At 44.8% G+C, this 13367-nt stretch carries 11 protein-coding genes; 2 read left to right on the forward strand and 9 right to left on the reverse strand.

The annotated features are described in order from the left end of the window. On the forward strand, positions 1–717 hold a 717-nt coding region (locus tag R7070_RS19330), incomplete at its 5' end, for an inner membrane protein YpjD (RefSeq protein WP_318128664.1). 124 nt (positions 718–841) lie between these two features. Next, entirely contained in the window at positions 842–2122 is a 1281-nt protein-coding gene (locus R7070_RS19335) for an HlyC/CorC family transporter (RefSeq protein WP_005379948.1), read from the forward strand. Between the two features lie 68 nt (positions 2123–2190). Here the strand turns inward: R7070_RS19335 and luxS are convergent, their stop codons facing one another. The 9 genes from luxS to R7070_RS19380 all read right to left on the reverse strand — a co-directional run bounded on the left by luxS (position 2191) and on the right by R7070_RS19380 (position 12743). Further along, positions 2191–2709 (reverse strand): S-ribosylhomocysteine lyase, encoded by a 519-nt coding sequence (luxS, locus tag R7070_RS19340; protein WP_005379945.1) that lies wholly within the window; start codon positions 2707–2709, stop codon positions 2191–2193. An 84-nt stretch (positions 2710–2793) separates the two neighbouring features. Continuing rightward, on the reverse strand, positions 2794–3399 hold the full coding sequence (locus R7070_RS19345) for a hypothetical protein (protein WP_005379943.1): 606 nt from the start codon (positions 3397–3399) through the stop codon (positions 2794–2796). A 23-nt stretch (positions 3400–3422) separates the two neighbouring features. Then, positions 3423–4991: a glutamate--cysteine ligase gene (gshA, locus tag R7070_RS19350; RefSeq protein ID WP_005385430.1), complete on the reverse strand. Its 1569-nt coding sequence runs from the start codon at positions 4989–4991 to the stop codon at positions 3423–3425. Between the two features lie 156 nt (positions 4992–5147). After that, positions 5148–7991 carry a M16 family metallopeptidase gene (locus R7070_RS19355; protein ID WP_017820389.1) on the reverse strand — a complete coding sequence of 948 codons (2844 nt, stop codon included), beginning with the start codon at positions 7989–7991 and terminating at the stop codon, positions 5148–5150. 9 nt (positions 7992–8000) lie between these two features. Then, a complete protein-coding gene (locus tag R7070_RS19360; RefSeq protein WP_005379938.1) occupies positions 8001–8462 on the reverse strand; it encodes a YqaA family protein in 462 nt (153 codons plus the stop codon). Continuing rightward, positions 8456–9406 carry an NADP-dependent oxidoreductase gene (locus R7070_RS19365; protein ID WP_171343189.1) on the reverse strand — a complete coding sequence of 317 codons (951 nt, stop codon included), beginning with the start codon at positions 9404–9406 and terminating at the stop codon, positions 8456–8458. The genes R7070_RS19360 and R7070_RS19365 overlap by 7 nt, the downstream gene beginning before the upstream one ends. A 123-nt stretch (positions 9407–9529) precedes the next feature. Next, positions 9530–10660: a sodium ion-translocating decarboxylase subunit beta gene (locus tag R7070_RS19370; protein ID WP_005379935.1), complete on the reverse strand. Its 1131-nt coding sequence runs from the start codon at positions 10658–10660 to the stop codon at positions 9530–9532. 9 nt (positions 10661–10669) lie between these two features. Then, positions 10670–12454, reverse strand: a complete 1785-nt coding sequence (oadA, locus tag R7070_RS19375) for a sodium-extruding oxaloacetate decarboxylase subunit alpha (RefSeq protein WP_256900268.1) — start codon at positions 12452–12454, stop codon at positions 10670–10672. A 31-nt stretch (positions 12455–12485) separates the two neighbouring features. After that, on the reverse strand, positions 12486–12743 hold the full coding sequence (locus R7070_RS19380; RefSeq protein ID WP_005379932.1) for an oxaloacetate decarboxylase subunit gamma: 258 nt from the start codon (positions 12741–12743) through the stop codon (positions 12486–12488). Positions 12744–13367: the final 624 nt, after the last annotated feature.

A 13367-nucleotide genomic window follows, 5' to 3' on the forward strand; every position in this document is an offset into this window, starting at 1 on the left:
CAGTCAGGAATCAAAGCAAAAACAGTGTTTGCTAGTGCTGCCTGTGCGCTTGTTTTTCATGCGTGGATTTTGAGTGATCTGATTTTTGATGGTTCAGGTCAAAACCTGAGTATTCTCAACGTGGCTTCTTTGATCAGTTTTATTATTTCTCTGGTCATGAGCCTTGCTATGTTGAAAAACCGACTGTGGTTTTTATTGCCTGTCGTTTATAGCTTTGCTGCCATCAATTTATCTGCTGCCACATTTTTGCCAAGCACGTTTATAAAGCACCTAGAGAATGACCCTAAGCTACTCATTCATATTTCATTTGCGCTCTTCTCATACGCGACTTTAACTATCGGGGCACTCTATGCGCTTCAGTTGGCTTGGCTGGATCACAAACTGAAAGCAAAAAAATCTTTGGCGATTAACCCAAACCTGCCGCCTCTATTAATGGTGGAGCGTCAACTCTTCAAAATTATTTTGATCGGTAACTTATTGTTAACTGCCACGCTCATTACTGGCTTTGTCTTTGTGCAGGATATGTTTGCCCAAGGTAAGGCACATAAGGGCATTCTTTCTTTCATCGCTTGGGTGGTGTACTCAATACTGCTTTGGGGTCACTATCAAAAAGGCTGGCGTGGTAGAAAAGTCACATGGTTCGCTGTTGCAGGAGCAACACTGTTAACTCTGGCATATTTTGGCAGTCGCTTTGTAAAAGAAATCATCTTGAATTAAGGAGCTCTAGGGCTCCTATCCTTTATATTTTAGGCTAGATAAAATACAGTACGCCTTAACTCTTTGACTTAACGGACTTACTCAACCGTTATATAACCCAATACTTACAAGGAACAGCAACGTTTTGGACGACATCTCTACGGGTATCTTGTTTGCGCTACTCGCGTGTCTTATCGTCATATCAGGTTACTTTTCCGGTTCAGAAACAGGGATGATGTCTCTGAATCGTTATCGCTTAAAACACTTAGCCAAAAACGGGCATAAGGGTGCTAAGCGAGTCGAAAGACTATTAGACCGTCCAGATCGTTTGATTGGTCTTATTCTTATCGGCAACAACCTCGTTAATATTCTCGCGTCTGCTATCGCGACCATTATTGGTATGCGTTTGTATGGTGATTTAGGTGTCGCTATCGCAACCGGTGCACTAACTATGGTTGTATTGGTTTTTGCCGAGGTTACCCCTAAAACAATTGCAGCGCTTTACCCTGAACGTGTGTCCTACGCGAGCAGTATATTATTGACCATACTGATGAAGTTACTGTCGCCTTTAGTGATGCTTGTTAACTTTATTACGAATGGCTTTATCCGCTTACTTGGCGTAAGAGCGGATCACTCAGCAGAAGATCATCTTAGCTCCGATGAGCTGCGTACGGTGGTAAATGAAGCTGGCGGTTTGATCCCTCGCCGACACCAAGACATGCTAGTGTCTATTTTGGATCTTGAGCACGTCACCGTGAACGACATTATGGTCCCACGCAATGAAATTACTGGTATCGATATTAACGACGACTGGAAATCCATTGTTCGTCAGCTAACCCACTCACCACATGGGCGCATAGTTTTCTATCGTGACCAAATTGATGAAGTGGTTGGTATGCTGCGCTTGCGCGAGGCTTATCGTCTGATGTTGGAAAAGAACGAATTCAACAAAGAAACGCTATTACGTGCTGCTGATGAGGTCTATTACATCCCAGAAGGCACACCATTGAACGTGCAAATGTTGAAATTCCAACGCAACAAGCAACGTATCGGTCTGATCGTGGATGAGTACGGTGATATCATCGGTCTAATCACTCTTGAAGATATTCTGGAAGAGATCATTGGTGAGTTCACGACGTCAATTTCTCCAAGCCTCTCTGATGAGATCAGTCCTCAAGGTGACGGAAGCTTCCTTATTGAAGGCAGCACCAATATCCGAGATATCAACAAAGGCCTGAAGTGGGATTTACCAACGGATGGTCCGAGAACGCTAAACGGGCTCATTTTAGAACACTTGGAAGATATTCCTGAGAGCCATCTAAGTGTGAGAGTAGCGGGTCACCCAATGGAACTTGTTGAGATTGAAGAGAACCGAATCAAGCTCGTTCGTGTTTATCCGAAGAAGAAAAAATCGACATCCAAATAACCAAAAGAAAAGCCTGACTCATGTCAGGCTTTTTTACTTATTGGGGCAATATGCTTCTTAATGAGCACCTAGTCGATGCGCAACTCTTTTAACATCGACTCAGGCAAAGCAAGTTCATCATTTTTGTTCACCGAAACACCAGCATCCAAAATGTTCTTTGCGATCTGTTGTGCTTCTTTTAAAGAGTGCATTGCTGCCGTGCCGCATTGGTATTCGTTAAGTTCAGGGATCTTATTCTGACTTTCTACCTTCAGCACATCTTCCATTGCTGCAATCCAAGCATCTGCGACTTGCTGCTCTGATGGTGTGCCAATCAGGCTCATGTAAAAACCTGTGCGGCAACCCATAGGCGAAATATCGATGATCTCAACAGAATCATCGTTTAGGTGATTACGCATAAAGCCTGCATAAAGGTGCTCTAGGGTGTGAATACCTTTTTCAGAAAGAATGTCTTTGTTTGGCGCAGTAAAGCGTAAGTCGAAAACAGTAATCGTATCCCCTTTTGGGGTCTGCATGGTTTTCGCCACTCGTACAGCGGGTGCATTCATACGAGTGTGGTCCACGGTAAAACTATCGAGTAAAGGCATTACATCTCTCCTGATTGTAACTCCAGTACCTTTCGGTAATGGATAAATGTCATTCATCCCTACAGCACATGAACTGACTGTGGGCTAAAAGAACCAGCTGCTGTTGTCTTCTAATTCCTGACGACATTGCTTCAGCTGCCAGCCATAAGTTTTCGCTGTTTGTTCAACACGTCGAGCGACTTTGATTAAACTAGGCTTTCGATTATAAGTACCTCGCTTATACCCACCTCGCCCTTCATGATAAGCCAGATACTGGTTATAGGGATCCCATAATGAAATCCCTAGCTGACGCCGTGTTTCATGAGTATACCAACCGACAAACATCATAGAATCATCGAAGTTGGTACGAGAGCCACCCTGACCTGTGGCATCTTGGAAGTCTTCCCAAGCAGGGTCTTGAGCTTGAGCGTAACCATACGCACTGCTGACTCGTCCCCAAGGAATAAACCCTAGCAAATAATCTTTAGGTGGTTTTGCATCGTGCCGAAAGCTGCTTTCTTGTTTAATGATGGCCATAGCGACATGAATAGGGGTCCCCCATTCATCTTCCATATCTTTGGCATCATCGTACCAACCGGATTTCTCTCGGAATATCTCGCATAAGTTATTCTGCTGCTTTGGCGGTGCCGTAGCACAACCTGCAAGTAACACGCTTCCAAGTACCGCTACTACTGACGACTTAATGTTCAACCGCACCAATCCTTAGTTAGTCATTACTGCTTCAGGTAAGCAAAGTAATCTTCCAAAAAATCATCAAAAGAAAGCGTGTCACTCTGCTCTGCTTGCTTTTGTTTTTCCACGGACGACGCTACTTCCGTTTCCATCGTATCTTGTGAGTAGTACTGATAACCGTGAGCTAGGTTTTCATCACGGTACTTCATACCAAGAGTACAACCAACTTTACCTAGCCCACCCAGCTCTTTCGTTAGCTCTAATAGTTGACCAGAGATCGTTAGTTCTGGGTTATCAATCCATGTCTCGAGTTGATTACACACATCTTGGTATGCACTGCCACCAGCGGTCATATCCATTTGCTGTGCTATTTGACGTAACTCGACGAAAACTCGGTGTGCCCAATCTTGTAGAGATAGACGTTCACCTTGACAACCAATTTGCAGCATTAGACCTTTTTCACGGCCTGAAACAATGACTTTATTCCAGTTATCGCGCCAACACTCTAATTCACAGTTATCCATAGGGTCTGAGTCTGACAAGGCCGCCCAGGTAAGGAAGAGATCCAAGAATCGTACTTGCTCTTCATTTAAGCCCACTGCGCTGAATGGGTTAACATCTAGAGAACGAACTTCAATGTATTCGACACCACCGCGTCGTAACGCATCTGAAGGCTTCTCACCACTTTTCGATACACGTTTTGGACGAATCGGAGCGTACAGTTCATTCTCAATTTGTAAGATATTGGAATTAAGCTGGCGGTATTCACCATCCACTTTTACCCCAATTTTCGCAAACTCTTCTGATGGGTGGCGAATCGCATCACTCAAACCATCGAGGTATTGGTCAATACTGTTAAAACCAATTTTCAGCACACTTTGTGCACTATTGGTATAGCCAAGATCGCTCAAACGCAAAGACGTCGACTTCGGCAAATATAATGTCCCGCCAATCTTCTCGAATGGCAGATCGGTTTCACGTCCTTGAATAAAAGAGCCACATAACGCTGGCGATGCACCAAAGAAGTAGGGAATCATCCAGCCAAAGCGGTAGTAATTACGGATCAACGCAAAGTACGCATCAGACTTAGCATCTTGGCGGGCTTGTTCATCTTGCTCGCCATAGAGCGCATCCCAAAATGTTTCAGGAAATGAGAAGTTAAAATGGACACCTGAAATTATTTGCATCAGGCTGCCATAGCGACGCTTTAGGCCTTCTCGGTACAGCGTTTTCATTTTCGCTGCATTCGAAGAGCCATACTGGGCTAACTGAATATCATCCTCTGAGCCGACGTAGCAAGGCATTGATAGTGGCCACATTTTCTCTTCACCCATTTTGGTTTGAGTGAAATGATGGATATCTTTCAGCTGTGCCATCAGTTCTGGAATTTCATGTGACACAGGCGTAATGAACTCTAACAATGATTCCGAAAAATCCGTTGTGATCCATTGATTTGTGAACGCAGAGCCTAACCCTTCAGGATGAGGAGTTGTAGCTAGATGTCCATCCTGACGATAGCGCAAAGTTTCTCGCTCAACACCGCGTCCAAACTGCTTAAATACTTCGGGGTTTGATGCAACTTTTTTTAGTCGCGCAGCAAAATCAGTCAAAATGAGGTTCGCTTATATTGGGAGCAGGACACTTGTTACATAACACAAGTGTAAGCTAAGTTATTGATAGTTAATGCATCTAGATAAATAACCCACGAAAAGTTGCTTATCTAGATGAATAGCGGAGAAACGTTTCTCCGCTATTAAATGTGTACTCTATCGAATGATTTCAAGCTCTTCTACGTCTTTCCCCAACTTTTCTAATTGAGGACGCAACGATTTAGCATCACCAACGACGATAATTTGATAGTCATTTGGATCAAACCATTTCTGAGCCAGCGCATTCAACGTCTGCTTATCGACTTTTTCTACGATAGCGTTTCTTTGCTGCAAGTAATCATGATCGAGGTTGTACTTAAGAATATCACTGATGAGCTCCGCTTTTTGTGTTGGCGTTTCATATTTCAGTGCATCTTTTTGACCGACCGCTTGACGCATAAATTTCATCTCTTCATCAGTAATACCTGACTGCGAGTATTCATTTAGCTCATTTTCCATCTCAATGATCGAAGCAACCGTTGCATCCGCTCGTACTTGCGCGGTGAAAACCACCGAGCCTGTTTCTGGATTACCAGAGAAATATCCGTAAGCACCGTATGTGTAACCCTTGTCTTCACGTAGATTTTGGTTAATGCGGCTATTGAAGTTCCCAGCTAAATTGAAGTTTGCCAGTTGGCTTAGGTAAAAATCGCCCGTTGCGTCGTAAGGCATACCTTGACGAACCATCATGACCACACTTTGCGGCGCTCCTGGTTTATCAACAAGATGGATCTTTTGCTCACCTAATGCAGCAATGCTTTGCGGTGCATACAATGGCGCAGCTTCATCTTGCCAGTTTTTCCAGAACGTCAGTTGCTGCTCAATTTCCTGTTTATTGATGTCACCAACAACGACGATTTGCGCACTTTGTGGCGTGTAATGCTTCGAGTAGAATTCACGGACATCATCCAACGTTAATGCACTGACACCTGCTTGCGTGCCGTCTTTTGGTCGAGCAAAAACCGAATCCCCATAGAGCACCTGGCGACTCGCTTGTGACGCCATCCAACTTGGATTTTGGTGCTCATATACCAGGCCTTCAAGCGCTTGCATTTTTACACGCTCGAAATCATCTTGATTAAATGCAGGAGACAGCAACATCTCTTCGACAATTTTTAACGTCGGCTCTAAGTTCTTTTCTAGAGCAGAAACACTGATGTTTGTTGTATAACCTGTGGCATTAACAGAGATAACACTACCCAGTTTATCAAGCTCAGCTTGAATCTCTTCGACACTGCGTTTCGTTGTACCTTCTTGCAACATCGCAGCGGTCAATTGGGCAAGACCTTCTTTACCCTTTTCAACAAAACGTGTCCCGGCAGGTAGACTAAATTGCATCATCACCGTCGGCGTTTCATCGCTAACTGCACCAAGCAGCTCTGAGCCATTCTTGAAATGTAACTCGTACAGCTCTGGCATCGTCGCTTTCACTGGTTCTCCTACTGGCGGTTGCACTGAGCGATCGAAGTTATCGGTCGCACGACGATACGCCAATTGGTCATCGGAAATCTTCTCATATTCTGGCAGCGTCCGCTTTGGTGTCACAAAGGTCGCAGGTTTTACGACAAGGTCTGTTTTTCCTTTTGGGACCACGCTTAGGGTCACTTTGTTCTTACCTTGGATAAAGTCCGTATACGCTTTTTCTACCGAAGTCGGCGTAACTGCACGGATTTGTTCAAGCTGTTGCTCAAGACGATCAGGATCGCCGAAAAATGTCTCGTTGGAAGCCAACTGAGTCACTTTACCTTTAACGCTTTCTAGAGCAAAAATAGCATCCGCTTCCGCTTTACCCTTCAACTGCTCAAGGCGATCTTCTGTCACGCCTTTTTCCGCAAACTGATTCAGTGATTGTAAAAGCTCGTCGTACAGTTTTGATAGGTCGCCTTTGTCTCCAGAATCACCCATTGCGTAAACGTAAAAGTTACACGCCAGTTCAGCACAGTCATGGAATGAACCAGCATCGACCGCTTTTTGAGTCTTCACTAGGTCTTGATAGAGCACGCTGTTGGTACCGCCACCCAATACTTCCGATAATGTATCGAGAGACGCTTGGCTTTCTTCGCCGTTGTAGGTTGTTGGCCACGCGATCATCACCATAGGTTGTTGAATACGATCTTCTAGAGTGATGTATTTATCTTCTTGCAGTTTTGCAGGTTGTTTCGGCGCATTTTCAACCTCAGGGCCACGAGGAATCGAACCGAAGTACTTATTTACCCACTCTAGAGTTTGTTCAACGTCTAAGTCACCACCGATCGTGATAGTCGCATTGTTTGGGCCATACCAACGCAAGAAAAACGCTTTGAGGTCGTTCACATCAACACGATCAAGATCTTCAACATAACCAATGGTTTGCCACGAATACGGATGACCTTCAGGATATAGCGCTTCGGACATGCGCTCCCAAATTAAGCCATAAGGACGATTATCGTAACGCTGAGCTCGCTCATTTTTTACAGTAGAACGCTGAATTTCAAATTTGCGTTGAGAAACCGCATCCAACAAAAAGCCCATACGGTCAGACTCTAACCACAGCATTTTCTCGAGCTGGTTAGCAGGGACAGTTTCAAAGTAGTTAGTACGATCGCGGTTTGTTGTACCATTTAACGTGCCGCCAGCCTCTGTGATGATTCTGAAGTGCTCTTGGTCACCAACGTTCTCTGAACCTTGGAACATCATGTGCTCAAAGAAATGCGCAAAACCAGACTTACCCACTTCTTCACGAGCTGAACCAACATGGTAAGTCACATCCACATGGACCAATGGGTCAGAATCTTCAGGAGCTAAGATCACCGTTAAACCATTATCGAGTTTATACTTTTGGTATGGAATCTTAACTTTGCCTTCTTCAGCTTTCGATGACTCAACGAAAGTTACCCCTTTCGGCAGTGATGAAACTGGCGTATTTGATGCACAGCCCGTGATCACCAACAGTGAACACGCGCCAACCCAAAACATCTTCATGTACTTTCCTTAAAATAATCCGAGATAGATGGCCGCAAGTAAGCTATACCTAGCAGCCTTTCCTAAAAATATTAAAATCACGCAAGGCAGAAACTTCATTCTTAGCCACCCTGCGGCTAAACACAGCGGGTCTCCAATTACAGGTAACCAGCTAAAAAATAACCCCCAATAGCCATACTTAGAGAGCCACTTTAATGCGGTATGACCGTGCTTTTCCTCTTGTGCTTTGTTGGGAATCCACAAGCCAAGCCAATAATTTGTTAAGCCACCAAGCGTATTACCGATAGTAGCGACCATAACAATTGAAGAAACGGAGTATTGATTTAATGAGAGAGTGGCAACTAAGCCCGCCTCAGAACCACCAGGCAACAACGTGGCACTGAGAAAACCGGTCATGAAAAGCACCCATAATGCTGAATCTGAAAACCAAAGCGCTAAACTTTCAAAACTCGTGTTAAATGCTTCTAGCATGTCATATCAAGCAACACCTTGCCTCTGGTTCTTCCTGATTCGACCTGCTGGTGAGCACCAATGACATCACTCATAGGATAAACCTGTTGAATTTCAGTCTTCAGTAAGCCAACGCCCACCATGTACAACAAGGTATCTAACTGCGCAGGGTCTGGTTCAACCAACATGCCACTAGCCTCAAAGCCTAGGAGTTTGGCTTTTTCACAAATCAGCTCAGCAGTTATGGTTGGAACGGTGATGACTCTCGCATTGTCTTTCAGGCATTTAAGCGCATCTAACGCAGCATCTCCGCCTACTAAATCAATCAAAACATCAACATCTTCAACACGTTCTGACACTGGTGCAAATTGATAGTTCACTGCATGAGCACCGAGCGTCGCAAGGTAATCTAAATTTCGTTCACTGCAGGTTGTAAAGACTTCCGCTTTCGTCGCGATCGCAATTTGTACCGCAAGGTGTCCAACACCACCGGCTCCAGCGAGGATAAGTACGCGATCGTTTTCATTCACATTAGCCTTACTGAGAGCTTGTGCCGCAGTTTGTCCCGCCAACGGTAATGCAGCAGCTGCCTCTAAAGTGACAGAGCTAGGAACATGACTTAACTCAGTTTCTGGAACACATATGTATTGGCTGTAACCACCGCCTCGAACTGGGAAACCAATAAATCCAGCCACCTCATCACCTTCATTAAAACGTGATGCCCCCTCTCCACAAGACATCACTTTTCCTGAGATGTCGTAACCTGGCACCCAAGGTAAATTATCCTTATTCTGCGCTGCCGCCCAACCGAGCCCAGCTCGAGTTTTGACATCAATAGGATTTATGCCTGAAAAAGCGACTTTTACTAAGACTTCACCAAGCTGTGGTGATGGTGTAGAAGCATGTTGAATCGCGAGTACGTTGGCATCACCAAACTCAGTGATAACGATCTGTTTGTGTTCCATAAACCATTCCCTGCAAGAAAACAAAAAGGGATGCGAAAGCATCCCTTTGACTATAAACCATTTTGTTAACCTAAGTTAATCGTGATTTTGTAAATTGGTTGATCATTCCATTTTCAATAATGTCTAACCAACAAGTGCTAACAATATACCTGCCGCAACGGCTGAACCCAGCACACCAGCAACGTTTGGTCCCATCGCATGCATTAACAAGAAGTTTTGCGGGTTAGCTTGTAAACCAACTTTGTTTACGACTCGCGCGGCCATTGGTACCGCAGAAACGCCAGCCGCACCAATAAGTGGGTTGATATCTTCTTTCGAGAACTTGTTAAGCAGTTTCGCCATCAGGACGCCCGCACCAGTACCGATACTAAATGCAACTGCGCCTAACCCCAAGATACCTAACGTTTCTAGGTTCAAGAACTGCTCAGCTTGCAGCTTAGAACCAACACCAAGACCTAAAAAGATAGTCACTATGTTGATCAATTCATTTTGAGCAGTTTTCGATAAACGATCGACCACACCAGCTTCACGCATCAAGTTACCCAAACAGAACATACCAACCAATGGCGTAGCTGAAGGTAAGAACAGAATCGTCATCAGTAATACAGCAAGCGGGAAGATGACTTTCTCCCATTTACCAACATGACGAAGCTGAGCCATCTTGATTTGACGCTCTTCCTTGGTTGTCAGTGCTTTCATGATTGGTGGCTGGATGATCGGCACCAATGCCATATAGCTGTATGCCGCGACTGCAATCGCACCTAGCAGATCTGGAGAGAGCTTACTCGCTAAGAAAATCGCTGTTGGCCCATCAGCACCACCGATGATCGCGATAGACGATGCATCCGCCATGGAAAACTCCATGCCAGGTACATAGTTGAGTAAAATAGCGCCAAACAGTGTTGCAAAAATACCAAACTGCGCAGCCGCACCTAACCACAACGTTTTTGGGTTTGCGATCAAAGCACCAAAGTCGGTCATCGCGCCCACACCCATGAAGATCAATAGCGGGAACACACCCGATTCAATCCCAATGTAGTAAACGTAGTAGAGCAAGCCACCAGGCTCAGTAAAGCCAGCATTTGGAATATTCGCCAAAATAGCACCGAAACCAATCGGCAATAACAGTAAAGGTTCAAATCCTTTTTTAATTGCCAAAAACAGCAAGGTACAACCAACCAGCATCATACAGATTTGGCCGAACTCGAAGTTAGCGATCCCTGTTTCTGCCCAAAGGGTTAACAATCCGTCCATGATACTCCCTTACGCTAGGCTCAACAGAGGCGCACCTACTGTGACAGCATCGCCTTCTTTAACGTTCAGCTCTTGAACCACACCACCACGCGCCGCTCGTACTTCAGTTTCCATTTTCATCGCTTCAAGGATGAGCAATACATCGCCTTCAGCTACCTCAGCACCAGGCTGAACATTCACTTTGAAGATGTTACCTGCAAGAGGAGCAGGCACCGCTTCAGCTGAAGCATTAGAAGGTGTGCTAGGTGTAGCCGATTTTGCCGGTGCATTAGAAGGAGCAACAGATGTCAGTTCACCTTGAGGGCCAACTTCCACCTCATACACCTGCCCGTCAACACGTACACTATAAGTTTCTACACCATCAGTTGCTGGTTGAGCTGCAGGTACAGCAGGCTTCGCAGCTTCTAGCGTTGGTGCTGGCTCAAATGCTTCTGGGTTTTCACGATTCTTAAGGAACTTAAGCCCAACTTGAGGGAAAAGTGCATAAGTGAGTACGTCATCAACACGCTCACTTGCTAGCTTAATGCCTTCTGATTTCGCTTTCTCCATCAGATCAACCGTAAGCGTCTCCATTTCAGGCTCAAGTAAATCGGCAGGACGACAGCTAATTGGCTCTTTACCATCAAGCACTTTCGCTTGCAGTTCTGCATTTAACTCGGCTGGCGCTTGACCGTACTCACCTTTCAATAGGCCAGCGGTTTCCTTGGTAATACTCTTATAGCGCTCGCCAGTAAGAACGTTAATCACCGCTTGCGTACCGACGATCTGTGAAGTTGGAGTCACCAATGGAATGAAACCAAGATCTTTACGTACACGAGGGATCTCTTCTAATACTTCATCAATGCGATCCGCAGCACCCTGCTCTTTCAACTGGCCTTCCATATTGGTCAGCATACCACCAGGCACTTGAGCAATCAGGATGCGTGAATCGACTCCTTTTAACTGGCCTTCCCACTTCGCATACTTCTTACGTACCTCACGGAAATATGCGGCGATAGGTTCCAGTTGCTCGAGTTTCAAATTGGTATCTCGCTCGGTGCCTTCTAGCATAGCGACTACCGTTTCAGTCGGTGTATGGCCGTAGGTACAACTCATTGAAGAAATCGCAGTATCAAGAATATCAATACCGGCTTCTACTGCTTTTACCGCTGTTGCTGTAGACAGCCCCGTTGTTGCATGACAATGAAGTGCCAATGGCACATCACAAGACGCTTTGATACGCGTGATAAGCTCTTCCGCTTCATAAGGCTTAAGTAAGCCAGACATATCTTTAATACACAGCGAATGACAACCTAAATCCTCTAGGCGTTTTGCCAAGTCAACCCAAGTGTCTGCGTTATGCACTGGGCTCGTTGTGTAAGACAACGTACCTTGAGCATGCGCACCAACATCAACCGTTGCTTTCACGGCTTTCTGGAAGTTTCGCACGTCATTCATTGCATCAAAAATACGGAATACATCCATGCCGTTAGCATGCGCGCGTTCAACAAACTTTTCTACTACGTCGTCGGCATAATGGCGGTATCCTAAAAGGTTTTGACCACGCAGTAGCATTTGCATTGGTGTATTAGGCATCGCTTTTTTTAGTTCACGTAAACGCTCCCAAGGGTCTTCCCCTAAGAATCGAATACAAGAATCAAATGTTGCACCACCCCAAGTCTCTAGAGACCAGTAACCAACCTTATCCAACTCAGCTGCGATAGGCAGCATATCCTCAATACGCATACGCGTAGCAAATAGTGATTGATGGGCATCACGAAGGACCACATCAGTAATAGCTAGTGGTTTAGACATGCTCTTAAACTCCTTTTTAATCCTAGTTCGGCTACTTCGCGAATGAGGCGCGATGTTTATGAATCGCAGCCGAGATCGCCGCCACTACTTGTGGACTAACAGCTGAAGAGGTTGATTGAATATTAGTGTTTGTTTTTGGTGCTGCGATCGGCTCTGGTACTTCTTCTGGTACCAATTTCGACATTAACCGAACGAGATAAACAAGAATAGTGAGGAAAATAAATACGACCGCCATCCCCGTTAGCATCAGGGTGGCCGCATCTACTAGCAGGCTTCCTATATTAGTCATGTTGCTTCCTTTCTTTGTCATCCTGACAACGTGCAGGACTTTAATAGTGTCAAATCCCGACCCATGGATTATCTCGATTGGTTAAATTTTGTCAATTTTGTTTAAGGAAGGTTTGTAGTAATCCTGATAAATGATTATTTATTCACTACCCAGATCACAGTTCATGACAAAATAATCACTTCAAATCGCTATCACCTTACGAACAGAGTAAAGGAGGACATAAATAAAAACTGCGATTTAGATTTCAAAATCAAATCGGGACTCACGAAGTAAAAACCAACAAAAACAAAAAGATGAACAAAATTAACAATCAATAAACAAATAACAAACAAAGTGACTACATGAGAGTAATTGAAATGAAAAATGGAAGTCAGTGTATAGGAGGGATAATCAGGATGATTTCACACGATGCGACAGAAGCTTGATAGCAAATTGCTTAGATACGCACATATTCGCTTTTAAAAAAGAGGAACATGGGCTCTAGTGATCCTACGCCATATTTCAGATGTCTAGATACAAAAAAGCCTCGCAATTGCGAGGCTGTTTCAATAAGTGGCGCGTCCTGGAGGATTCGAACCTCCGACCGCCTGGTTCGTAGCCAGGTACTCTATCCAGCTGAGCTAA

Source organism: Vibrio sp. 1557, from assembly GCF_033340175.1.
Lineage (GTDB): Bacteria > Pseudomonadota > Gammaproteobacteria > Enterobacterales > Vibrionaceae > Vibrio > Vibrio alginolyticus.